At 69.2% G+C, this 24,021-nt stretch carries 15 protein-coding genes; 9 read left to right on the top strand and 6 right to left on the bottom strand.

Features of this window, described 5'->3' with window-relative positions:
• Positions 1-99: 99 nt before the first annotated feature.
• Complete coding sequence (locus DNK52_RS03745) at positions 100-1,416, bottom strand: O-antigen ligase family protein (RefSeq protein WP_162598589.1); 1,317 nt, start codon at positions 1,414-1,416, stop codon at positions 100-102.
• Between the two features lie 118 nt (positions 1,417-1,534).
• Here DNK52_RS03745 and DNK52_RS03740 point away from each other — a divergent pair, with 118 nt between their 5' ends.
• Positions 1,535-3,901 (top strand): hypothetical protein, encoded by a 2,367-nt coding sequence (locus DNK52_RS03740; protein WP_162598588.1) that lies wholly within the window; start codon positions 1,535-1,537, stop codon positions 3,899-3,901.
• Positions 3,902-3,920: 19 nt separating this feature from the next.
• Here DNK52_RS03740 and DNK52_RS03735 read toward each other — a convergent pair whose 3' ends face one another.
• Complete coding sequence (locus DNK52_RS03735) at positions 3,921-4,541, bottom strand: hypothetical protein (RefSeq protein ID WP_110239597.1); 621 nt, start codon at positions 4,539-4,541, stop codon at positions 3,921-3,923.
• 126 nt (positions 4,542-4,667) lie between these two features.
• Between DNK52_RS03735 and DNK52_RS03730 the strand changes: the two genes are divergently transcribed.
• Entirely contained in the window at positions 4,668-6,200 is a 1,533-nt protein-coding gene (locus DNK52_RS03730; protein WP_162598587.1) for an MATE family efflux transporter, read from the top strand.
• A 78-nt stretch (positions 6,201-6,278) separates the two neighbouring features.
• Positions 6,279-7,172, top strand: a complete 894-nt coding sequence (locus tag DNK52_RS03725) for a sulfotransferase domain-containing protein (RefSeq protein WP_110239595.1) — start codon at positions 6,279-6,281, stop codon at positions 7,170-7,172.
• An 11-nt stretch (positions 7,173-7,183) separates the two neighbouring features.
• Here the strand turns inward: DNK52_RS03725 and DNK52_RS03720 are convergent, their stop codons facing one another.
• Positions 7,184-8,401 carry a hypothetical protein gene (locus DNK52_RS03720; protein ID WP_162598586.1) on the bottom strand — a complete coding sequence of 406 codons (1,218 nt, stop codon included), beginning with the start codon at positions 8,399-8,401 and terminating at the stop codon, positions 7,184-7,186.
• A 186-nt stretch (positions 8,402-8,587) separates the two neighbouring features.
• Here DNK52_RS03720 and DNK52_RS03715 point away from each other — a divergent pair, with 186 nt between their 5' ends.
• Both DNK52_RS03715 and DNK52_RS03710 read left to right on the top strand, forming a co-directional pair.
• Entirely contained in the window at positions 8,588-11,689 is a 3,102-nt protein-coding gene (locus DNK52_RS03715; RefSeq protein WP_110239593.1) for a fibrinogen-like YCDxxxxGGGW domain-containing protein, read from the top strand.
• A 26-nt stretch (positions 11,690-11,715) separates the two neighbouring features.
• Positions 11,716-13,383, top strand: coding sequence for a delta-60 repeat domain-containing protein (locus tag DNK52_RS03710; RefSeq protein ID WP_110239592.1), 1,668 nt, complete (start codon positions 11,716-11,718; stop codon positions 13,381-13,383).
• A gap of 66 nt (positions 13,384-13,449) precedes the next feature.
• On the opposite strand, the gene DNK52_RS16090 is transcribed toward DNK52_RS03710, so the two are convergent.
• Positions 13,450-15,453 carry a glycoside hydrolase family 26 protein gene (locus tag DNK52_RS16090; protein WP_204163352.1) on the bottom strand — a complete coding sequence of 668 codons (2,004 nt, stop codon included), beginning with the start codon at positions 15,451-15,453 and terminating at the stop codon, positions 13,450-13,452.
• A 398-nt stretch (positions 15,454-15,851) separates the two neighbouring features.
• Between DNK52_RS16090 and DNK52_RS03700 the strand changes: the two genes are divergently transcribed.
• On the top strand, positions 15,852-16,646 hold the full coding sequence (locus tag DNK52_RS03700; protein WP_239455364.1) for a 3'(2'),5'-bisphosphate nucleotidase CysQ: 795 nt from the start codon (positions 15,852-15,854) through the stop codon (positions 16,644-16,646).
• An 81-nt stretch (positions 16,647-16,727) separates the two neighbouring features.
• Here DNK52_RS03700 and DNK52_RS03695 read toward each other — a convergent pair whose 3' ends face one another.
• On the bottom strand, positions 16,728-17,402 hold the full coding sequence (locus DNK52_RS03695) for a hypothetical protein (protein WP_110239590.1): 675 nt from the start codon (positions 17,400-17,402) through the stop codon (positions 16,728-16,730).
• Between the two features lie 243 nt (positions 17,403-17,645).
• On the opposite strand from DNK52_RS03695, the gene mfd reads away from it, so the two are divergent.
• Genes mfd through DNK52_RS03680 form a run of 3 tightly spaced genes read left to right on the top strand, consistent with a single transcriptional unit; the run spans position 17,646 to position 22,596 of the window.
• Positions 17,646-21,242 (top strand): transcription-repair coupling factor, encoded by a 3,597-nt coding sequence (gene mfd / locus DNK52_RS03690; RefSeq protein WP_420812332.1) that lies wholly within the window; start codon positions 17,646-17,648, stop codon positions 21,240-21,242.
• Between the two features lie 9 nt (positions 21,243-21,251).
• The gene (locus DNK52_RS03685; protein WP_110239588.1) at positions 21,252-21,953 is read left to right on the top strand and encodes a hypothetical protein; all 702 of its coding nucleotides are present in this window, start codon (positions 21,252-21,254) and stop codon (positions 21,951-21,953) included.
• Entirely contained in the window at positions 21,940-22,596 is a 657-nt protein-coding gene (locus DNK52_RS03680) for a nucleoside triphosphate pyrophosphohydrolase (RefSeq protein ID WP_110239587.1), read from the top strand. The genes DNK52_RS03685 and DNK52_RS03680 overlap by 14 nt, the downstream gene beginning before the upstream one ends.
• A 9-nt stretch (positions 22,597-22,605) precedes the next feature.
• On the opposite strand, the gene DNK52_RS03675 is transcribed toward DNK52_RS03680, so the two are convergent.
• Positions 22,606-23,832 carry a glycoside hydrolase family 6 protein gene (locus tag DNK52_RS03675; protein ID WP_110239586.1) on the bottom strand — a complete coding sequence of 409 codons (1,227 nt, stop codon included), beginning with the start codon at positions 23,830-23,832 and terminating at the stop codon, positions 22,606-22,608.
• Positions 23,833-24,021: the final 189 nt, after the last annotated feature.

Raw genomic sequence — 24,021 nt, 5'->3', positions numbered from 1 at the left:
CCTGATACCTGCGGACGACGCCGTTCCCAGCCCCGACCCGGACGGAGGAGCGGCACCAACATAGTCAGGTCCGGATCCGCTGTCTGCAGCGCGGTCGACCTAGCCACCGGGGGCGACCCGCCGGCGCGCGCCTCCGGTCGGGACGGCGTCGGGTCCTCTCAGGGCCAGAGCCGCCGCGACCATCAGAATCGGCAGCCCGTACGGCAGCGAGCCGTAGTAGACGAGTTCGATGGTCCCCACCAGCAGGACCGTGTTGGCGACGACCCCGGTCACGTCGCCGCGCCGCAGTGACATCAGGAACGCCAGCAGGAACCACCCCACGAAGCAGGCCAGCGCGCCCACGCCGTGGGAGACCAGCACCATCCAGAACTGTCCCTGGGTGCCGACCGGGTCCAGGTTCGGGTTGTCCGGTTCCTGGGGCACGGCATGTCCCAGGACCGGCGACTCCGGGATCGTGTCGATTGCCTGGGTGTAGAGCGACGTGCGGTCCTCGGTACTGCTGCTCTCGCTCAGCCTGTTCTCGAGCCGGTCCTGGGCGGGCAGCAGGAAGAAGGCGCCGGCACCCAGGATGCCCATCAGCGCAATGGCGACGAGGCCTCTCACGTTGCCCATCAGCACCAGCCTCAGGGCCACGTACGCGGCGGCGATGCCCAGACCCAGGAACATGCCCCGGTTGAGCGTGAGGAAGGCCGGGACGAGGGAGAGCGGAATGATCGCCACGAGCACCCAGAAGCGCGGCGTGCCCCGCACCTTGAAGAGGTAGGCGACCACGAACGGCAGGAGCAACGAGTACACGTTGCCCCAGTTGTTCGTGTAGAGGAACGGGGCCGTGGGTCGCGGGTCGAGCACCACCCACGCCTCGGGGTTCCACTGGGTCATCCGCCGCACGACCATCTGGTTGACCAGTTCGTTGCTGGTCAGCGAGGTCGGCAACAGGTAACTGAGGGGGGTCTTGATGACTGCCCCGGGGAAGGCCAGGGCCAGGTAACCGCCGAAGACGCAGGCGAGCCAGTACCCGGTCAGCGCGCCGGTGGCCATCTGCTCGTTGATCCGCCGCCGCGCGTTGAAGACGTACACGAAGAGGACGGCGGCCGCCGCGTAGAGCAGCAGGCGGTAGGAGAAGCCGATGGCCTGACCTGCGCGCTCGAGCTGGACGCCGGAGAAGAGGGCCCAGAGCAGGAAGAGCAGGTAGAGGCCGAACCCCCTCGGGACCTGGATCGCCCGGGCACGCACCATGAGCAGCACCATCGGGGGAGCCATCAGGATCCAGATCAGGTCTGCCAGCCCCAGCAGCCACCAGATCGGGAAGAGCGCGAAGAGCGTCACCGCGGGCCACGCCGGCAGCTCGCTGGACGCGACCCTCTGACTGCCGTCGAGGGTGGGGACGCCACCCCGCACGGACAGTGGGTGAGTCACGTTTCTCTCCAATGGCGCGGGGGGTGGCTGCGGCTCGCTATTGTAGGTCCGTTGCAGTCTGCGCACAGGCGTACGACCGCTCGACGGGGATGGATGGGGGCCTTCGATGGCGAAGCACGTGTCGAACACGTCGTCCATGGAGTTGTCGCACTACGCGACGATCCTGCGGCGCCGCTGGGTCTACGTGGCGGGCGCGTTGTGCTTGGGCGTCCTGGTGGCGACTGCCCTGATGGTCACGGTCCCGTCCAAGTCGACCTCGACCACCCTCGTCAACATCAACCTCATCTCCTCCAACGCCTTCAGCGCGTCACGCCCGCCCTCCGACCTGCTCGACATGGAGACCGAGCAGGCGATGGCTCGCTCGACCACCGTGATGAACGAGGTCGCGGCCGGGCTCGGCGACGGCTGGACCAAGTCGTCGGTCCGTGCGGCGACCGAGGCGACCCTGCTGCCCAACGGCACGGTGCTGCGCATCCAGTTCACCGGCGGCTCACCCGACGAGGCCGCCGACGGCGCGACCCTGGTCGCCGAGAAGTATCTCGCCTACCGCTCCGAAGAGGCCCAGGGTCGCGTCGACAGCGCCGCCGAGCGGCTCGTGGTGCGCCGCGACAGTCTGCGCAAGCAGCTGACCGCGGCCAACGATGAGCTGTCCGAGTCCGCCGCAGGCAGCCAGGGCCGCCTGACCGCCGAGCTGGCTCGCCAGACGGTCGCCGAGGAGCTGGCCACGGTCACCACCCAGCTCAACGAGCTGCGGGTGGTCAACACCGGGGGCGGCTCGGTGCTCACCGAGGCCGACGCCCGGCAGACTCAGTCCAGCCCCAACCGTCCGCTCATGTTGTTCAGCGGGATCCTGGGTGGGCTCCTGTCCGGCCTGGTCCTGGCCTTCGTGGTCAACGTGCTGGACCGCCGGGTGCGTGACCCCTACGACGTCGCAGGTGCCGGGGGTGGCGTGACCGTGGCCCGTCTGGCCGGTGAGGAGACCAGCGTTCCGGCCGTGGGGGTCGAGGCCGAGCAGATCCGAGCCGTACGGGAACGGGTCATGGCCGCGACCTCGGCGGAGCGCCCCGTCCTCGCCGTGATCGACGTCGGCCCGGACGACGCGGTCCCGACCGACGTGGCCATCAACCTGGCGGCGTCATTGGCCGACTCGGGTCTGGAGACCGACCTGATCATCGTCGACCACCCGGTCGACGTGCTGGTCAACGTGCTGCACGACCTCTCGGCGCGCGAGGTCGGGGCCCGCGCCCACGTCCGGCGTTTCCGGAGTCGCACGGTGCCGACGCTGCAGATCTCGGTCCCGGACACCTCTGGCACTCGCCTCGCGACGATCGACGTGGTCGTGGACCTGGTCTCCACGCCCGAGCGTTCCACGGCCGTGACGGTGGTGGCGCTCTCCCCGTCGGCCGGCTCAGCGGCCCGACTGGCAGCGGGACGCTTCGCTGACCAGGTGCTCTTCGCGGTGCACGAGCTGGGCACCCACATCGACGAGCTCGCAGCCGTGGCGAGCGAGCTCATGGCCGTCGAGGCCAGGACACACGGCACCGTCCTCCTCCCGGAGGGCCGACACCTCACGGCGCATCCCTCGGTGGGTGCGGGCGCTGCCCTGTTGCGTTCCGCCCCCAGCGGCGCGACCAGCAGTGCCTTCACAGGAGGTGCGGTGAGCGGAGCTCGCTCCAGCGCCCTGATGGAGGTCATGGAGGACCTGGTCACTCGGGCGGACGACGCGCCTGCGGAGGAGGTGACGCCCGCCGAGACGACAGAGGCCGAAGTGGTTCAGGCCGACGAACCGCGCTCCCACTTCTTCGACCGGAACGACCGTGAGGACGAACCCGCCATCGCCGGGGGCGACCTCGCGCAGGGCGACGTGTCCCCGACCCAGGACGAACGCGATCCCGACGACGGCACCGAGCCTGAGTCCGAGTCCGAGTCCGAGGCCGAGTTCGAGCCCGGGACCGAGGCCGAGGCCGAGGCTGAGCCCGGGACTGAGGCCGGGACCGAGCCCCAGCCCGAGGCCGAGGCTGAGGCCGAGTTCGAGTCTGAGCCCGAACCCGAACCCGAGCCCGAAGCCGAGCCCGCGCCGGATGCGGAAGCGGAGGCTCAGTTCGACCCCGCGCCGGATGCGGAAGCGGAGGACGACGCGCCCGCTCCCGAGACCGTGCCAGTCCCGGAGACCGATGCGACATCGGCCTCCCGGTCCATCGAGCCCGGGGCGATCCAGCCCGGGGCCAACCAGACGGGTGCGGCCCCCGGTCAGACGAAGAAGAAGCGCGGCCGCGGCCGCGGTCCCGTGCAGTCACGTCGAGGGCCAGGGGCGGGCCCCGCCTCCCAGACGGAGCCGGGCAGGCCGCCGGCCGATCCTGCCTCTGCCCAGTCGGACCAGGGTCAGCCAATGCAGGAGGAACCCTCGGCAGGGCCGACGGGGACCGGAGCCGGTGACCGCCCGGTCATCCCCGCCAACGAGAACAGTTGGGCCTTCACCCGCTGAACGGCGAGCAGGTGGACCCTCAGCAGTCCGGCTTCGTGGCAGGGCGTTGGTCGGTGACGATCCACGCGTCCTTCTTCTTCACCAGGGTGATGATGTTGCGCGTACGCGGCTCGGCCGGCCTGCTGTTGGGCACCCGCTTGCCGTCAGCGTCGACCACCCGCACCGCGGAGTTGTCGATGCATGCGTGCACGATGGCTCGCTCGGGATCCTGCAGCAGCCGCACGACGCGCTGGCGCACGATCACCGGTTCGCCCAGCACCTGCCATCCGGAGGCGTCGTACTCGGTGATCCGGTTGCGCAACTCCTCGAGCGCGGCTCCGGTCACGCCGGGCAGCGTCTTCAGGTCCTGCTTCGCGTCGGGCTCCTCGAGCTCCTCGCCCACCCTGTCGAGGAACTCCTCGGTGGCCTGGTCGGTCTGTTCCGCCACGTCCTTCGGCACGTCACCGGGGTCGAGGGTCGCCCCACCACCGCTCGGCCCGTCCGAGTCGGTCACCGAATCGGGCGACTCGCTGGGTGACTGGTCGGGAGACTCGCTGGGCGATTCACTGGGCGACAGGTCGGTCGAGGACGGGTCCTCCGTCCTCGGGCTCTCGTCGGACCACGAGCATCCCGCCATGAGGAGCGTGCCTGCCGCAGCCACGGCCGCCCACCTGTGTCGACGCGCTGGCATGGTCAGTGCAGCCACCAGAACCCCCCGGTTACCTAGAATCACGGCGCCACCCGGCGAACGCCGGGTGGTCACCCATCGTAGAGGCAGGTGGCGGGCGTGAGCAGCCAGCGACCGGACTCGGTCCGCAGGACGTCCGCGGCGGCGAGCTCCGAGGTCGGTCGCGCCGCACGCGGCGGCGCCCTGACGTTGGTGGGCACCGCCTCCAGCGCTGCCTTCGGGTTCGCGTTCAGTCTTCTCCTGGCGCGGCTGTGGGGGGCGAGCGACGCCGGCGTCGTGCTCCAGGCCATCGCGCTCTTCACGATCGCACTCAGTCTCGCGCGTCTGGGCATGGACACCACCGCAGTGTGGCTGTTGCCCCGGCTGCGCAGCCGAGCGCCGGAACAGGTGCCCGGCGCGATCGGGTTCCTGCTGACCTGTGCGGCCGCAGCCGGCGCCCTGCTCGCCGCCAGCTGGTGGGGGGTGCGGGGTCTGTGGCCGGACGGGGCTCCTGTCGTCGCCGTGGTCGACGCGATCTCCTGGACTCTTCCGCTCGCCGCCCTCACCGCCGTGGGTCTGGCCTGCACTCGCGCGTTCGGCGGGATCGTCGCCTTCAACGTGATCGACAACCTGACGACGCCGATCCTGCGCCCCGTCCTGCTGGTGGCCGGGCACTTGTTGGGAGTCGGGGTGGCGGGAGCTGCTCTGGGTTGGGCGGTGCCGACGGTGCTCGCGACCGGAGCCGTGACCCTGGTTCTCCACCGCTCGACGACTCGCCTGCGTCGGGGTCTGGCCCCGGGGGTGGTGCCCCTGCGGTGGCCGGCACGGGACCTGCGTACGCAGATCGCCAGGTACTCGTTGCCGCGCACGTTCGCCTCGGCCATGGAGCAGTCGATCATCTGGATCGACGTGGTGCTGGTCGGGGTCATCGCCGGCAGCGCTGCCGCCGGGGTCTACGGGTCCGCAGCCCGCTTCGTGGCGGCCGGGGTCATCGTCGCGACCGCCGTACGGATCGTGGTCGCGCCTCGGTTCAGCGCGCTGCTCGGCGAGGGGCGCACCGACGAGGTCGCTTCCCTGTACGCCGTCACGGCCCGCTGGATCCTGCTCTTCGGCGCCCCCGTCTACCTGACGCTGGCCGTCTTCGCCCCCACGGTCCTCTCCTGGCTGGGCGACGACTTCGCGTCCGGTGCCACCGCGATGGTGATCCTCTGCCTCGGCTCCGTGGTGGTGCTGGCTGCCGGCAACGTCCAGGCGTTGTTGCTGATGAGCGGGCGCAGCGGCCTGGGTGCGATCAACAAGGCGATCGTCCTGGTCGTCAACGTGGTCGGCAACCTGCTCCTCGTGCCGATCTGGGGGATCGAGGCAGCCGCGGCGGTGTGGGCCGCGAGCATGTTGCTCGACACGGTGCTCGCCTCGGTCCAGGTCGGCCGGGCCACCGGGATCGTGTTGGCGTGGGGATCAGTCATCCGGGTCGGTCTCGCCGTCGCGGTCTGCGTCGCCGGGCCCGGGCTCGTCATCGCCCACCAATGGGGTCAGGGGACCGTCCCGTTGCTCACCGGCATCGCCCTCGGGGGAGTTCTCCTGCTCGGTTATGCGGTGGTGGACCGTCGCCTGCTGCACCTCGACCAGCTGGCGACGCTGACCAAGCGGTGAGGCGCGGGCGTACCGCATCTGGAGGAAGTGCGTCCAGTACCACTCAACCGAAGGTAGAGGACGCCTAGTGTGCGGAGCATGCCGAATCTGACGCAGTTCAAGGACCGCTCGCCGCGGTGGGCGAAGGACGTCGCCAACGTGACGACCCGGGCGGCTGCCTTCGCGACGGTGCACCAGCGTCAGATGCCGGACTTCCTGATCACGGGCACCAAGCGCGGTGGCACGACATCGCTGTTCAACTACCTGTTGATGCACCCGGGCGTCCTGGGGCTCTTCCCGCAGAGCCGTGGCAAGAAGAGCACAGACTGGTTCTTTGCCGACTCCTCGCACTCCGAGGTCTGGTACCGCTCGCACTTCCACACCCAGCGCCACAAGGACCGGATCGCCGCTGAGCTCGGTCATCCACCGGTCAGCGGTGAGGCGTCCCCGTACTACGTCTGGGACCCACGAGTGGCAGAGAAGGTCCGGGCCGTGGCGCCGGAGGTGAAGTCGATCCTGTTGCTGCGCGACCCGGTCGAACGGGCCTGGTCCCACTACCAGGAACGCACCCAGAACGGCGTCGAGCCGCTCTCCTTCGAGGATGCGCTCGCGGCCGAGAGCCGCCGCCTGGACGGAGAGGTCGAGCGGATGGCGACGGATCTGACCTACCACAGCACCTCGCACGACTGGTACACCTACCGCGCTCGGGGCATCTACCTGCCGCAGATCCAGAACTGGCTGCGCTCCTTCGACCGTGAGCAGGTGCTGATCCTGCGCAGCGAAGACATGTACGGCGACGTCCAGGCCGTCTTCGACCGGGTGACGGACTTTCTCGGGATCGGGGACTTCACGTTGCCGGACACCAAGCCCTTCAACACCTCGCACCGCAAGTCGACCGTGCCCGAGCCGATCCGCACCGACCTCGCCCAGTTCTTCGCTCCGTACAACGCCTCGCTGGAGAAGTTCCTGGGGTATCCGCTGCACTGGTCCTGAGACCGGGGCTCTCAGCCCACCAGGGTCATCGCTTCGTCGACCAGCCGGGCGAGCTGGACCGGTGTGATCCACACCCGCTGCCAGCCGCCCTCGCGGGCCGCGAGCGTCGCGGCGCGCTCCACGACGGTGAGGGCGTGCACGGCTCCGACGATCCCGTGACCGACCCGATCGTGGCCGGCGGCAGCCAGGTGGTGCCGCGCGCGCCCCACGCACGCGGTGAGTGAGATCCGGTCGACCGGGATCGCCTCGCGCTGCACGCTGAACTCCCAGTGCACGGCGTCCAGCCCCGCCACCACGTCGGGCTCGCTGGACTCCCAGTCCCAGGCCCACAGCTGGCCGTCGGCTTCACGGGCGCAGTTCCACGGGGTCAGGTCACCGTGCCACCGGGCCTGGACGGGCACCGGTTCGGAGTGGGCCTCGAGGCGTCGCAACAGTGCCGTTGCGCGCTCGGCCACCGTACGAGTGGTGGGATCGGCGCGCAGCACGTCGAGGCGCCGCGCGATCGCGCGCAGACCGATGGTGGATCCGGGTCGAGTCATCCGCTCGACGGGTCCCAGGGCGAAGAGCTCCGCCGAGGAAGGTGCGGCCTGCTCACCCCGCACGCCCCGTACGCCGGCGGGCAGCGGCTCCACGACCAGCACCGGTCGCCCACCCTGACGGAAGGACGCCAGCAGCCGCGGTGCCCGCATCAGTCCCACTCGCCCTCCCACCTGCCGCAGCGCGTGGGACTCGGTGGTGACGTATTCGTCGGCGGTGGAGTTCCACCCGAGCTTGGCGTAGCCGATGGCGCGTGCCCGGTCGTCGAGAAGCTGCATGGTGGTCTTGCGGTTGGCGCCGGTGCGTACGCCGAACGTGGCGAAGAGGTGCTCGTGACCCAGTTCGGAGGCGATCTTGGCGAGCGGCAACTCGGCCGCGTCGGCGTCGGAGCGCACCTGGACCGCCAACTGCCGGCGGGACAGCGGGGCGCCCATCCGGGCGCCGGCTCCCAGGGCGACGCGAGCGAGATTGGCGGGAGCGCGACGCAGCCCTCGGTAGTGGGTCAGCGCGGCCTGCTGCACGCGGGGGGAGGCGAGTGGGACCAGGAGTTTGGGGTGCTCGGCGCCGGGCAGCAGCCAGTACCGCTCCGCGTCCTGCCAACCGCTCTCGGGGGCGGGGTCGACCGCGATCCGGGTCCCCTCACCGAGGCCGGGAGACCAGAGCTGCTGGGCGAGGATGTCGAGGGCGGGCACGCGCACAGAGTAGTCACTGTCGGGGGTCGCCCAGGGGTGTGGTGCAAGTCGTACCGCATACCGGGGAAATCTGCTGCCAGCAAGCGGGGTGCTCGGTAAACCCACCTAGCATCAGGGGCGTTCCCCAGGGGTGGGGGACTGCGGGCCTTCAGCAGTCCGCTCGCGTTCTGCAACCGGGGGTCATCCATGTTCTCAGCTCGACGTCTGCTCGCCACCGGAGCAGCCCTCCTGCTGCCCCTGGCGCTGACCCCACTGCTCACGAGCGGTCCGGCCACTGCCGCGCCGATCGACTCGGCAGTGCTCGGCACCGGTCCGGCGACGGCTGCGGGCTCGTGCTGGGAGATCAAGCAGCGTCGTTCGTCGGCCCCCAGCGGTTCGTACTGGTTGCTGACCCCGGCGATGTCTGCGCCGGCCCAGTTCTACTGCGACCAGACCACCGACGGTGGCGGTTGGGTGCTGGTCGGCAAGGGCCGTGAGGGATGGGTCACCGACTACGCGGGCAAGGGCAGCGCTGCCGCGTTGACCAGCCCCGACACGGTCCCGATGTCCGCGGTCACCCACCAGCACGCCTCGACCACGATCGACGCCCTCCTCAACGACGGTCGCGTCGACGCCCTCTCCGAGGGGGTCCGCATCCGTCGTGCCAAGAACCGCACCGGTTCGTCCTGGCAGGAGGTGCGGCTGCGATTCTCCAACAAGTCCCGCTGGACCTGGACCTTCGGCGCCGAGCACCCGGTCTCCTCATGGAAGATGGACACCCTCTCCGGCTGGGGCGGCACCTCCGAGACCTTCGGCACCGGCCAGAGCACCAACCGGATGACCAACTCGACCGACTCCAAGCGCAAGTACAAGGTCGGATTCGGCTACGGCACGAGCGTCGCCGGATACACGGACGCCGCGAGCCACCTGTGGGCGCCGACCAACGGTGCCGGCGGTGCGCTGCCGTACGCCCAGGTCTACCTGCGCCCGCGGATCACCTCGACCGACAGCGGCTTCACCGCGATCGGCAACAACGGCACCCCGGCCCGACCGACCCCGGCGACGCTCAACGACAACGCCCTGGTCACCCCCTGGGGAGTCAACGGACTCGCGGGCAGCACCTCGGTCGAGGGCAGCGTGGAGGTCCAGGCCTTCGCGGAGTCGCGCGGCAAGATGTACGTGGGCGGCAACTTCCGCTACGTGCAGAAGGACGCTGCCGGACTCGGTCGCGTCGAGCAGTCCTTCCTGGCTGCCTTCGACGTCGCCACCGGCGAGTGGGACCCGACCTTCCGACCCGAGCTCAACGAGCAGGTCGCCTCCTTGGCTGCCCTGCCCGACGGCACGATCGTGGCCGGCGGCACGTTCAGCCGCGCGAACGGACGTCCCGCCACCGCCGTCGTCGGGCTCGACCCCACGACCGGCGCCACCCGTGCCTCCTGGAACCTGAACGTCGAGAACCGCGTCTCCGGAGGTGTGCTGCGGGTCCGCACGCTCGACGTGCAGGACGGTTTCCTCTACCTCGGTGGCTCCTTCACCCACCTCTCCGGCGGCAGTGCGCCCGGGCGGGTCGTCTACTCCAAGAACGCAGCCCGCGTCGCCCTCGACGCCACCCCGAGCCCGGACTGGACCACGGAGTTCAACGGCACCGTCGTCTCGATGGACGCCGCCGACACCGGTGGGCGGGTCTACGCCGCCGGCTACTTCAGCACCAACAAGGGACAGGCGACGCTGCGCGCAGCCGCCCTCCAGACCGCTGCCGGAGCGCCCCTGGTCGCGGCGCCGTGGCGCCCGACCTGGAGCAATCGTGACGCCAGCTACCAGCAGACTGTCCGTGCTGTCGGTGACCGGGTCTTCGTGGGCGGCGCGGAGCACGCGCTGTTCAGTTTCGCCACCAGCAACTTCGACCGCCTGAGCGGCAACATCAACAAGACCGGCGGTGACTTCCAGGGCATGGACACCGATGGCGACCTGGTCTATGCCTCCTGCCACTGCGCCCAGTGGACCTACTCGGGCGCCTACACCTGGTCGAGCATCGGCTCCAACTGGGCCCAGGCCGACGCGATCAAGTGGATGGGCATCTGGAACGCGAAGACCAGCGAATACGTCGCTGACTTCAACCCGAACTTCTCGATGCGTCTCGGATCCGGTCCGTGGGCGATCAAGGTCGACAGCCTGGGACGGGTCTGGACCGGCGGCGACATCCAGACCGTACGCACCACCCAGGGCCAGAAGTTCTCCGGTGGGTTCGCCCGGTTCCAGCGCAGTGACTCCACTGCTCCCGCCGCACCGACCAACTTCCGGGTCGAGTCCGAGAGCGCCAGCACCGTGACCCTGCGGTGGAACTCGGTGGCCGACGCGAGTGGTGTCTCCTACGAGATCCTCCTGGGTGACCGTCCGATCGCGACCGCGCCGGGGGGTGCCTCGCCCAGTGCGACGGTGCCGCGGGTCACGGCTGGCCGCTACTTCGTCCGGGCCATCGACAACAAGGGCAACGTGGGTCCGAGCACCTCCGTGCTGATCCTGGGTGGCCCGCCGGTCAACCAGGCGCCCACCGCCTCGTTCACCACCGACGTCAGTGGCCGTACGGTCACGCTGGACGGTTCGACCTCCACCGACGACGGCGGCGTGCGCAGCCACGTCTGGGACCTGGGTGACGGCAACACCGCGACGGGCGCCAAGGTGACCCACACGTACGCCTCCACCGGCACGTACACCGTGAAGTTGACGGTCAAGGACAGCGACGGACTGAGCTCGACCGCGAGTGAGATCGTGAATCCGTCCTCGACCGTGAGTGCCACGCTCGTCCCGGCCGGCTCTGCCTGGAAGTGGTACTACCAGACCGCTGCGCCCGCCTCGAGTTGGAAGGGCACGGCCTTCGACGACAGCTCCTGGAAGACCGGTACCGCCCACCTGGGATGGGGAGCCGGTGTGGTCCGCACCAACATCGACACCTTCGCCAACCAGGCTGATCGTCCGGTGACCGCCTACTTCCGCCGCAGTTTCGAGGTCAGCGACCCCTCCAAGGTGGTGAGCCTGAAGCTCGACACCATCGGCGACGACGGCGTGGTCGTCCACGTCAACGGCACCGAGGTGGGCCGCGAGAACATGCGCGACGGTGCGGTCACCCACACGTCGTACGCCCCCACGGCACGCCGTCACGAGGTCGCCGCTGCCAACCCGTTGATCGTCGACGTTCCCGTCTCGCTGCTGCGTGCTGGCACCAACGTCATCGCCGCCGAGACGCACGTCAACTTCCGCAAGACCGCCGATCTCACCTTCGACCTGAAGGCGACCGCGATCGTCGACTGACGTCGTTCGTCGAGAAGGAGCTCTCCATGGCCCGCCTGCTCACCGCCCGCCTGCTCGCCCTCTGTGGAGCTCTCCTCCTCACGACCGTCGGGCTGGCGCCGGCGCACGCAGCTCCCGTCGTGGGGGACACCCCCTCGGCTGCCTGGAAGGTCGACGGCCGGGTGTACGCCACCCGGATCATCGGCAACACGGTGGTGGTCGGAGGGCAGTTCACCACCGCCACGAGCACCACGGGCGAAAGGGTCGCGCGCAAGAACCTCGCCGCCTTCCGGCTCGACACCGGTGAGCTGATCCGCACCTGGCGCGCGGACGCCGGCGGCACCGTGCGCGCGATCGAGCCCGCGGGGGCATGGGTCTACGTCGGCGGCGCCTTCGAACGCGTCGGCGGGGTCCTCGTCAAGGGGCTCGGGAAGGTCCGCGTGGCTGACGGCCAGGTCGACCCGAGCTTCAGCGGCGACCTCGACGCCCCCGTACGCGCCCTCGACCACACCGAGGGCGGCCTCTACGTCGGCGGCGCTTTCACGACCGTCGGTGGCACCCCTCGCGCCAAGCTCGCCAGGCTGAATCCCCTCACCGGCGAACTCGACCGCTCCTTCACCCCCGCCGTGAACAACGACGTGTGGGGCGTGGTGAAGAACCCTGTCAGCGACGTCGTCTACCTCTCCGGCGACTTCTCGGGTGCCGGCGGCTCCTCGCGCACCGGGGTGGCGGCTGTGTCGTCGGTCAACGGCGCCCTGCGCTCCACGATCTTCACCGGCGCTGCACGCCCCACCCTCGGGCTCGACATCAACGATGCAGGCACCCGACTCTTCGGCGCCGGTGGCGCGAAGACGAACCTGTTGACTGCGTGGAACGCCTCCACCGGTGCCCTCGTCTGGAGCCACGAAATGATGGGCGACGTCCAGGCGGTGACGCACTACGAGGGCAAGGTCTACTTCGGATTCCATGAGGGGTATGCAGGCGACACCCAGCGCAAGGTGATGGCTGCCGACGAGAGCACCGGCGTGATCGACACGTTGTTCCAACCCAGGGTCGACAGCTTCTGGGGAGTGTTCGCGGTGGACGCCTCGGACGCAGGTGTCGTGGCCGGGGGTGACTTCACCCTGGTCTCCGGTGTGGGCGCGCAGGGGTGGACCCGTTTCCTCGCCACCGGCGTGACCGCGCCTCCGCCGCCGCCGACCAACGTACAGACCACCTACCTCTCGGGTCAGGCCACCTGGCGCTACTGGGACCGAGGTGCTGCGGCCACCGGGTGGCAGACCAACGCCTTCAGCGACGCCTCGTGGTCCGTGGGCACGGGCCACTTCGGGTACGGCGACGGCGACGAGACGACACTCCTCGGCTGGGGTCCCAGCACCACGTCGCGGCACCGCACGTCCTACTACCGGACCACCTTCTCCGTGGCCCAGGTCCCTGACCGCGTGACGCTGGAGCTGGTGGCCGACGACGGTGCCGTCGTGCACGTCAACGGAGTCGAGGTCGTCCGCGACAACATGCCGGCCGGGCCGGTTGTCTTCTCCACCAAGGCGGCGAGCAACCGCAGCGGCGCCGCAGAGAACGTGGCCCGCGAGTTCACGATCCCGGCCTCGGCCCTGCGGGTGGGAGCCAACGTCATCGCGGTGGAGGTCCACCAGGACGCCTCGTCCTCGTCCGACCTCAGCTTCGCGGCGAGCCTCGTCGGCGTGCGCAACTGACTCGAGCCCGTCCTCCCGACCTGGTGGTCGGGAGGACGGGCTCGAAGTGCGTCGTGCCGGGGTGGGTCAGCTCTGCGACTGCACCCAGGTGCGCCAGGCGCTGACGGAGCCGCTGTCGTCCAACTTGAAGTCGCCATCACGGGTCGACTGGAAGTAGGTCACCCAGGCGGCGCCCTGCTCCTTGAAGAACCGGCCGACCTTGGTCAGCCAGGCGGCGCGGCCGGAGCCGTCGTCACCGGGGACCACTGCGCTGCCGGTCTCGGCGATGCCCCACGGCTTGCCGGACTCCTTGGACGCCTGTACCACGGAGGCGAAGAGCTTGGCCGGGTCCGGGTAGCTGGTGGGCTTGCCGGTGGCGGAGTTGTACGGGTCCCAGGAGATGACAGAGATGTAGTCGTCGCCGGGGTAGTAGTCGCGCCAGTTGCGCTTGGAGGCCGCCTCCGTGGTCCACCCGGTCAGCACGAGGGTGGGGTAGAGGTTGGGCTTCTTCAGCGTGCCGACCAGGTCGACGACGTGACGCCACGCTGCGCGGTACTGCGCGTAGGTGAAGGTGCCGTTGGCGATGTGCGGCTCGGGCTCGTGGAAGTAGCTCCAGAAGATCGGCTTGCCCGTCGGCGCGGTCCTGAAGTAGTCGAGGATCTGGGCGTCGTACTTGCCCGTCACGATCTCCTGCGGGGCCTCACGGAAGGAGACGACCAGGTTGCGGTCGTGCAGCGATGTGCGCCGTGACCAGGCGCCCTTGGGCGGGACGGTCGGGTCGAACTGACGTACGACCGGCATCTTGCCGAAGAGGGCGTCGTTCTTGGCCAGGGCCTCGTTCACGCTGCCGTCGGAGGCCGACAGACTGGCACCGAAGTACGTCTTGTCGCTGACGTAGTCGGGGGCCTTCTTGTATGCCGGGGCCGGAGTCGGGGTGGCAGTCGCCGTCGGCGTCGGGGTGGGCGTCGCGGTGGGCGTGGGCGTCGGGGTAACCGTCGGCGTCGGCGTCGGCTTGGGCGTCACGGTCGGCGTGGGCGTCGGCGTGGGCGTGGGCGTCGGCGTGGGCGTCGGCTTGGGCGTCGGCTTGGGCGTCACGGTCGGCGTGGGCGTCGGCTTGGGCGTCACGGTCGGCGTCGGCGTGGGCGTGGGCGTCGGCGTCGGCGTCGGCGTCGGCGTCGGCGTCGGCGTCGGCGTCGGCTCGGTCAACTTCTTCCACAGCTTGAGCAGTTCGAGGATCCAGATGTTGATGCTGTCGCCGGGGCTGGCCATCATCACCTGGGTGCCGTGGCGGTTGACCTCCAGCGACATGCCACGTGCCTTTGCGGGCAGTGTGGTCACGACAGGCTTGGAGCGGAACCCGGAGTACGTGTACGCCTTGGTGCGGCTGCCGAGGACGATGCTCCTGCCGTCGGGGGAGAAGGAGCCAGCGGTGATGCCTGCGGGTGCCTTGGCGATGCGGGTGAGCTTGTTGGCACGCTTGGTCGAGAGCCTCTTCGGTGCCCGGTAGACCGATGCCTTGCTCTTCGACTTGGTCACGAGGTAGAGCCGGCCGGTCTTCGGGTGCACCATCAGTGCCTCGGCGGTCCGTGCCTTGCCCGGGTACTTGAAGACGAACTTCTTGCTCGCCACGGTGCGGGTGCGGCCGTCGTTCGGGGGGTTCTTCGGCTCCACGACGCGGAAGACGGCGACCTTCTTGCCCGTCGACTTCGTGACCATCCAGAGCCGGTGTCCGGGGCCTGAGGAGATGTCGGCCCAGTTCCGGGAGTTCGCGCGCCTGACCTTCAGGATCGCGCGGGTGCGACCCTCGTTGTTGACGACGAAGAGTCGGCTTCCACGGTTGTTGTGGGTGAAGAGCATGTCGCGTGCGTACGTACTGCGAGCGAGGCCACCGGCCCTCGTGATGCGCGGGTCCTTGAGGGTCCGTTCGCGCTCGAGGAGGGGCGAGCCGACGGCCGAGGACGAGAGCGAGTGCAGCGAGTGCTTCGCTCCCTGGAGGGGGGATGCGGTGGAGGGGGTGGTGACCCCCAGGGTGAGCGCGGAAGCCGTCAAGACAGTCAGCCCGAGTCCGCGGACAGCAGTGCTGTAGCGCACGGCGTATCCTTTCTGTGCCTAGTGGCAACTCACCTGCTAGCAGCAGGCAGCAGCCTCTTGCGCGCCCGATCTGGTCAGGTCAGGCGCAGGCGGAGGGTGAGCTCCGCACGAGTGCGAGGGGTTCCTCGCCAGACCGCTCCGGGCGACTGGGGCCGCCGGCGGGTGGTCATGGAGTCGGTGTCGACTCGGTTCGGCCGCATGTCAACGGCGCATACCCAATATGGTAGATGCCTCGGCCTCCTCGTGTCACTTCTTCGTACCCAATGAGAGGTATTCCACAGGGGTGAGGGGGTGGTGCGCCAGCAAATCGCGATATCCGGTCCTATGAGCCGTTCGGCATAGCCCGAACGGGTTATGCCCGGGGTTGACGGTCGGCGACGCCTCGGCAGGAGGTTCCGGTGGATAGGCTGCGCCTCGTGATGACCGAGACCCCGTTCCCCGCTGCCGCCCTCGACGACGACCATGTTTTCGCCGTGTGGGCGGCCGAACAGGCAGGGGCGCGACTCCTCGCGGTCCGCGGTGCCGGGCTGGAGGGAAGGGCCCTGAAGGACGCGGGCGACGCTGCTGCCCAGGAGGTGCTCGCGGGTCTGCTCGCCGCCCACCGCCCCGGCGACCACGTGCTCTCCGAGGAGGCCAGGGACGACAGGTCTCGGCTGCAGGCCAGCCGCGTGTGGATCATCGACCCGCTCGACGGGACCAGGGAGTACTCCGAGCCGCCGCGCGACGACTGGGCCGTCCACGTGGCGCTCTGGGTCGACGGTGAGCTGACGGCCGGCGCAGTGGCACAGCCCCAGCTGGGGGAGACCTTCAGCACGGCCTCGCCGTCGGTGGTCGCACCGCGTACGTCCGAGCGCCCCAGGATCGCGGTCTCCCGGTCGCGTCCGCCGGCGTTCGTCGCGGCCCTGGCCGCGGAGATCGACGCCGAGCTCGTCCCGATGGGCAGCGCCGGGGTGAAGGTGATGAGCGTCGTGCGGGACCTCGCAGACGCCTACGTGCATGCGGGTGGCCAGTACGAGTGGGACAACGCCGCCCCTGTGGCGGTGGCCCGAGCTGCGGGCCTCTTCTGCTCACGGGTCGACGGCTCTGAGCTCGTCTACAACAAGAGCGACGTCTCGCTGCCCGACCTGATTGTCTGCCGCCCTGAACTGGCCTCCTCGATCATCGACTTCGTGAAGCGCCACGGCACCGACTGACTCGCCGGGCAGAAATGCACGCCGCCCCGCGCGGCCGGAGCCGGGCGGGGCGTACGCAGGGTGGTCGGTGCCACCAGCAGGTCAGTAGCCGTAGGTGCGCCAGGTGTAGGAGCTGCTCAGGAAGCGCTTGTCCTTGGGGACGATCACCTTGTAGAAGAAGGTGCCACGGCGCCTGGGCAGCTTGAGGCTGTAGCGGCCCTTCTTGTTGGTCTTGATCGTGCGGTACTTCTTGAAGCCCTTGGTCTCCTTCTTGCTGACCTTGACGACCAGCTTCTTCTTCTTGAACTGGGGCGAGACCTTGCCCTTCAGCGTCAGACCCTTCCGCGGAAAGGTGATCTTGCGCTTGACCTTCACCTTGACGGGCGTCGAGACGCCGGCCCGGAAGACGTTGCCGTAGGTGTCAGTGCCGCCGGAGTAGCTGATGCGGTACTCGGTGTGCTCCTTCGGCTTGATCTGCCCGAAGGAGACGTAGCTGCTGGCCGTCGCGGTCTTGATGGTCTTCCAGGCCTTGCCCGTGACCTTGGACTGCAACTGGACGGAGCCGACGCGGACGGCCCCGGTGTATCCGGTGCTGTCGGTGGCGGTGACCGCAGCCCGCAGGGAGGTCTCCATCCCGTAGGTGAGCATCTTGTAGGAGCTCTGGACCTGGAGGTTGGTGGTCACGCTGGCCTGGGCCGCCGGAGCGGTCAGGGCGATGGGTACGAGGCTGAGCAGGCCCGCGGTGACGGTGCCCGCGATGAGTCGAGTGAGACGCATTGAGTTGTCGTTCCTTCCGAAAAGTGGATGGGCCGCCCGTTCGACACCCTGGTGGGTGTCCGTGGGCGGCCTCGCTCAGAACCCTAGGCCGCGGCGGACCGGATGAGCCGCCACGCCACACGCAGTGGGACGAGTGAGTGCGGTCCGCAGGTTCTCCCGCCCTCCGCACGCCCCGTAGAATCGCCGGGTACGACCCCTCCCGAGTTCGGTGAGGGGCTCATCTGCGTGCCGAGAGGATCGTCCGTGACGGCCCTGACCCCCTTCGCCCCATCTCGGAGCCCCCAGGCCCCGGCCACTCCGCTCACCCGGTTCGCGGAGCGTCTGCTCACCGACTCGGTGCTCGGTGAGGCAGCCGAGAAGGCCGGGACGACGCGGACCCTGGACCTGACCGGCCCGGCCGCGGTGCGTCCCTTCGTGGTGCACGCGCTGGCGACCGCGCGACGTACGGTCCTGGCGGTCACCGCCACCTCGCGCGAGGCGGAGGACCTGGTGATCGAGCTCGGCGACCTGCTCGACCCGTCCGAGGTCGCGCTCTACCCCAGTTGGGAGACGCTTCCGCACGAACGCCTCAGCCCGCGCAGTGACACCGTCGGGCGTCGCCTGGCCGTGCTGCGCCGGCTCAAGCACCCCGGCAGTGATGCTGCCAACGGTCCGCTGCGGGTCGTGGTCGCCCCGATCAGGTCGGTGCTCCAGCCCCAGGTGAAGGGCTTGGCCGACATCGAGCCCGTCGAGATCGTCACCGGGGAGACCCGGGTCCTCGACGACGTCGTACGAGGGCTCGCGGACGCCGCGTACACCCGCGTCGACATGGTCGAGAAGCGCGGCGAGTTCGCTGTTCGCGGTGGTCTCGTCGACGTCTTCCCGCCCACCGAGGAACACCCGCTGCGGGTGGAGTTCTTCGGGGACGAGGTCGACGAGATCCGTACGTTCTCGGTCGCCGACCAGCGCACCCTCGCCGAGGTGGTGCGACTCTGGGCGCCTCCGTGCCGCGAACTCCTGCTCACCGACGAGGTGCGGGCCCGGGCTGCGGCCCTGGGTCAGGCGCACCCGCACCTGCTCGAGATCACCGACAAGATCGCCGCCGGGATCGCGGCCGAGGGCATGGAGTCGCTGGCTCCCGTGCTGGTCGACGACATGGAACTGCTCGTCGACCTGATGCCCGGCGACACCACGGTCCTGCTCTTCGACCCGGAGCGTTCCCGCACCCGCGCCCACGACCTGGTGGCCACCAGTGAGGAGTTCCTGGGTGCCTCCTGGGCAGCTGCGGCCAGCGGCGGAGTCGCGCCGATCGACCTGGGCGCGGCCTCGTACCGCGAGATGGGCGAGGTGCGTGAGCACTCGTTGTCGCGCGGGCTGGCCTGGTGGTCGATCAGCCCCTTCGGGATCGACGGCACTCCGGTCACCGATGTTGACGCCCTCGCGGGGGCCGTGGAGTCCCGTGCCCTGGGCCTGACCCCGGCCGAGGAGTACCGCGGCGACTTCACCCGCGCCGTCGCCGACATCCAGCAGTGGTTGGAGCAGAAGTACGCCGTCACCGTCTCCCACGTCGGGCACGGCCCCGCCAAGCGCATGGTCGAGCTGCTCGGTGAGCACGACGTACCTGCCCGGTTGGTGGAGGAGGGGGAGCCCAGCGGTCCAGGGACGGTCACGGTCACGTGCGCTCGGCAGGCGCACGGCCTGCTCGACCCGGTGACGCGCAGCGTCCTGATCACCGGCGACGACCTGACCGGACAGAAGTCGTCGACCCGTGACATGCGCAAGATGCCGACGCGGCGCAAGAAGCAGATCGACCCCCTCGAGCTGAAGGCCGGCGACTTCGTCGTCCACGAGAAGCACGGCGTTGGTCGGTTCATCGAGATGAAGCAGCGTGAGGTCCAGGGAGCGACGCGTGAGTACCTGGTCCTGGAGTACGGCGCCTCCAAACGCGGCGCCCCGCCGGACCGGCTGTACGTCCCGGCCGAGACGCTGGACCAGGTCACCCGTTACGTGGGCGGCGAGCAGCCGAGCCTGGACCGTCTCGGCGGCGCCGACTGGACGAATCGCAAGAACAAGGCCCGCAAGGCGGTCAAGGAGATCGCCGCCGAGTTGATCAAGCTCTACGCCGCCCGACAGGCGACGAAGGGTTTCGCGTACGGCCCCGACACCCCGTGGCAGCGCGAGTTGGAGGACGCCTTCCCGTTCGCCGAGACCATCGACCAGCTCACCACCGTCGACGAGGTCAAGGCCGACATGCAGCGCACGGTCCCGATGGACCGCCTGATCTGCGGCGACGTCGGCTACGGCAAGACCGAGATCGCCGTCCGGGCCGCGTTCAAGGCCGTCCAGGAGGGCAAGCAGGTCGCTGTCCTGGTGCCCACCACGCTGCTGGTCACCCAGCACCTGAACACCTTCACCGAGCGGATGAGCGGCTTCCCGGTCGTGCTCAAGGCCCTGAGCCGGTTCCAGAGCGACAAGGAGGCGCGCGAGGTGATGGCGCAGATGGCCGAGGGCACCGTCGACATCGTCGTCGGCACCCATCGTCTGCTCAACCCCGACGTGCGCTTCAAGGACCTGGGCCTGATCGTCGTCGACGAGGAGCAGCGCTTCGGGGTCGAGCACAAGGAACAGATGAAGCGGATGCGCACGAGCGTCGACGTGTTGAGCATGTCGGCCACGCCGATCCCGCGGACCCTGGAGATGGCGATCACCGGCATCCGTGAGATGTCGACGATCACCACCCCGCCGGAGGAGCGCCACCCGGTGCTCACCTACGTCGGCGCGTACGAGGACCGCCAGGTGATCGCGGCACTGCGCCGTGAGCTGCTCCGTGACGGTCAGGTCTTCTACATCCACAACCGGGTGCAGTCGATCGAGAAGGCGGCCGGCAAGCTCCGCGAGCTGGTCCCCGAGGCCCGCATCGCCACCGCCCACGGCCAGATGAACGAGAAGCAGCTGGAGCAGGTGATGCTCGACTTTTGGGAGAAGAAGTTCGACGTGCTGGTCTGCACGACGCTGGTCGAGTCCGGCCTCGACGTCTCCAACGCCAACACGATGATCATCGAGCGCGCCGACACCCTGGGCCTGAGTCAGCTGCACCAGCTGCGGGGACGCGTGGGACGTTCGCGTGAACGGGCGTACGCCTACTTCCTCTACCCGAGCGAGAAGCCGCTCACCGAGACCGCCCACGAGCGGCTCGCCACCCTCGCCCAGCACTCCGACCTCGGCGGGGGCATGGCGATCGCGATGAAGGACCTCGAGATCCGTGGCGCCGGCAACCTGCTCGGCGGTCAGCAGTCGGGCCACATCGCCGACGTCGGCTTCGACCTGTACGTACGCCTGGTCGGGGAGGCCGTGCAGGACTTCCGCGGCGAGGTCTCCGAGGAGCTCGACGAGATCCGGATCGACCTCCCCGTCGACGCCCACCTGCCCCACGACTACGTCTCCTCGGAGCGACTGCGTCTGGAGATGTACAAGCGCCTCTCGGAGGTGCGTACGGACGCCGACGTCGACGAGATCCGCGCGGAGCTCGTCGACAGGTACGGGACCCCGCCCGACGTGGTCGAGTCGCTGCTGGTGGTGGCTCGTTTCCGAGCTCGCGTGCGCGACGCCGGCCTCACCGAGGTCGTGGTCGCCGGCAAGAACGTCCGGTTCGGCCCGGTCGCACTGCCCGATTCCCGGGTCGTGCGGCTCAACCGGCTCTACCCCAAGTCCAGGGTGCACAGCCAGAACGATGTGCTCCTGGTGCCGCGTCCCCTCGGATCTGCGAAGGGATCCGGGGTGGCCCTGCTTGAATGGGCACGCGGCGTCGTGGACCTGGTCATCGATCCGCCCGCGACACCGCCCGTCGCACCGTCTGCCTAGGAGAGACACGTGAGCCTGTCCCGTATCCGTCGCACCCTCGTTCCGGCCGTGATGGCCGTCGCACTGCTCTCCGGATGCAGCGGGAACGGCACTGCCCCCGGCACGGCCGTGAGCATCGGGGACGACTCGGTCTCCAAGAGCGAGGTCAGCCGGGTGGCGGACGCCGTCTGCCGCAGCATCGAGGACAACCTGTCGGAGGCCGGTGAGCAGGTCCGGCTCTCAGAGCTCAAGCAGTACGCCCTGAGTCTGCTGACCGTACGGATGCAGGCCGAGCAGGTCGCCGACGAGCAGGGCATCGAGCCGAACGCCGCCTACCACCAGGACGTCGTACGTGTGCAGGGTGAGGCCGAGACCATCCCCGAGGACCTGCGCGACGACTACGTCACCGCACTGTCGACCGAGGCCTACCTGACCTCCCTCATGGCGCAGATGGGTGAGCGTGCCCTGGCGGCCGAAGGCGTCACCACGCCCTCCGAGGAGGAGATCATGCAGCGGGGCTCGCAGCTCTTCGCGACCCAGGTGGTCGAGCGGGGAGCCGAGGTGGATCCCTCCTACGGCGCGGTCATGGAAGAGGGTGCTCTGGTCCTCGCCGAGACGGGTGCCTCGGTGCCGGTCAGCGGCCCCGCGATCGAGGCGCTCACCGAGGAGCCCAACCCGGACTACGTCGGTTCCTTGCCGGAGAGTCAGCGCTGCGGCGATGGCCCCCGGTGAGACCCCGCCGCTCCTGGAGTTCGCCGAGGTGATGCGTCACCTACGGGCGGAGTGCTCGTGGAAGCAGGCGCAGACCCACCGGAGCCTGGCGCGACACCTGCTCGAGGAGACCCACGAGACGCTCGAGGCGATCGACGTCGGCGACGCCACGGGTGACTGGGCGCACCTGCGCGAGGAGCTCGGCGACCTGTTGCTGCAGGTCTACTTCCACGCCGTGATCGCGGAGGAGCAGGGCGAGTTCACCCTCGACGACGTGGCAACTGACGTCACCGCGAAGATGATGCGTCGCAACCCGCACGTCTACGGCACTGCCGAGCAACGCGCGACCATCGAGCTGGACCCGGCCTCGGTGACCGAGGCGTGGGAGACGGCGAAGGCCGCGGAAAAGCAACGGGAGTCTCCGCTCGAGGGCCTGCCGCCGGGCCTGCCGGCGCTCCTGATGGCCGACAAGGTCATCGACCGGATGGAGCGGGCAGGGCAGCCCCTTGACCCTCAGGTCGGTGACGCGGGCGAGGGCAACGATCAAGGTGCCGACGTGGGCACCGGGATCGGGGACCGTCTTCTCGCTCTGGTGGCGGAGTCCCGAGACCTGGGCGTGGACCCGGAGCAGGCGCTGCGCGACGCCGTACGTCGGCGTCTCTGAGCCCGGGGATCAGCCCTTGTAGAAGGGGGAGCTCTTCACGAGCTGGACGGCCCGGTCCTCCATGAAGGGGATGTTCTGGCGGTAGAGCCAGGGGCGACCGATCCACATGTATCCGTCGACGTACTTGGCGGCGAGGCGGCGCGACTTCTTCGACAGCTTCCACTTCGCCGCAGCCACGTTGGTGGTCGGCGGGATGCCCAGCGTCACGCAGGTGCCGCGCAGGTTGCCGGGCTTGCAGGCGAAGGCGTGGTCGGGGTCCGGGCCGGTGTAGTTGCCGAAGGTGAAGCCCTTGCCGTTGCTCGAGGTGTTGATGACGCCCTTGAGGCCTCGGATGCCGCGCTTGTTGAAGATCTTCACGAGCTCGGCGACCCGCTGGATGTCCTTGCCGGTGGAGTTGTAGTGCGTCGTGTTGGTGGCGATGCCGTCGGCGTACTTGATGCCGCTGGCCTGCAGCAGGCGCGCCGCCTCCTTGGCGCCGCCCTGGCCGGGCGCCGGCCAGTCCCAGCCGCCGGTCTCGAGGTAGACGCGGGTGTTCGGGAGGGCGCCGTACTTCTTGGCGGCGTACTTGATGAGGCCAGAGGACTTCTTGAAGTTCGGCACGCCGCGCAGGAAGGTCGAGTCGGGCTGCAGGACCAGGATGGTCTTGGTGTTGCCGATCGCCTTCGCGGAGTTGTCGATCCACCGCTTGTAGGACCGGACCTGCTGGTCGGTGGGGGCCCTGCGCTGGCTCTCGGTGTACCAGGGATCCATCCGGAAGATGGTCAACTGCACCCAGGCATTCTTGTTGCCCTGCTGGCTGTTCTCGATGTAGGCCTTGGTGACCCGGCCGATGTCGTTGTCGGCGATCCAGGCGCCCATCCAACGCGGCTTGGGCTTGTTCGCGATGTAACCGAGGTACTTCTTCTTCGCGCCGCTGGATCGTTCGTAGGCCACCCAGGCCTCTTCGCCGGGGCCCTTGTAGACACCCCACGTGCCCTTGAGCTTGCTCCTGGAGATGTAGGCGCGGTTCTTCTTCTTGGACTTCTTCGCCTGGGCGGTGGAGACGGGCCGGGCGGGCGCCTTGACCTGGGCGGTGCCCGTGACAGGGGCCGTCAACTGGCGCTGGAGGGTCGGCGTGGTCCAGGTGTTCACCTGGGACCGGGCGGGAGCAGTCGCGCTGCTGACCGGAGCGGCGAAGGTGGCGATGCCGAGGCTCGCCAGCATCGCGGCTGCGACGGTCGTGGTGACGATCTTCATGTGGTCGAGTCCCCCCGGGGAGTGATGATGGATCGAGCGTAGGTGTCGATGCCGTAGTCAATGCCCCTAATTGGTGAAATGATACCCCTAAAGTTACCTAACTTTGGGTACGGCAGTTCGCACCCCTGCGTTTGCGTCCGGGTGCGGCCGTACGGGTTGCAGCCAGCTGCTGGCCGGGCTGCTGGTCGG

Origin of the sequence: Nocardioides gilvus, from assembly GCF_003194605.1 — a bacterium.
Classification (GTDB): domain Bacteria; phylum Actinomycetota; class Actinomycetes; order Propionibacteriales; family Nocardioidaceae; genus Nocardioides; species Nocardioides gilvus.
This window is presented reverse-complemented; position numbering and strand designations above follow the sequence as displayed.

What these genes read in the sequence shown, in the direction of transcription:
- DNK52_RS03725 (WP_110239595.1), top strand. Translation starts at nt 6,279, where the DNA reads ATGCCGAATCTGACGCAGTTCAAGGACCGCTCGCCGCGGTGGGCGAAG.
- DNK52_RS03715 (WP_110239593.1), top strand. Translation starts at nt 8,588, where the DNA reads ATGTTCTCAGCTCGACGTCTGCTCGCCACCGGAGCAGCCCTCCTGCTG.
- DNK52_RS03710 (WP_110239592.1), top strand. Translation starts at nt 11,716, where the DNA reads ATGGCCCGCCTGCTCACCGCCCGCCTGCTCGCCCTCTGTGGAGCTCTC.
- DNK52_RS03695 (WP_110239590.1), bottom strand. Translation starts at nt 17,402, where the DNA reads ATGCGTCTCACTCGACTCATCGCGGGCACCGTCACCGCGGGCCTGCTC.
- DNK52_RS03680 (WP_110239587.1), top strand. Translation starts at nt 21,940, where the DNA reads ATGGCCCCCGGTGAGACCCCGCCGCTCCTGGAGTTCGCCGAGGTGATG.
- DNK52_RS03675 (WP_110239586.1), bottom strand. Translation starts at nt 23,832, where the DNA reads ATGAAGATCGTCACCACGACCGTCGCAGCCGCGATGCTGGCGAGCCTC.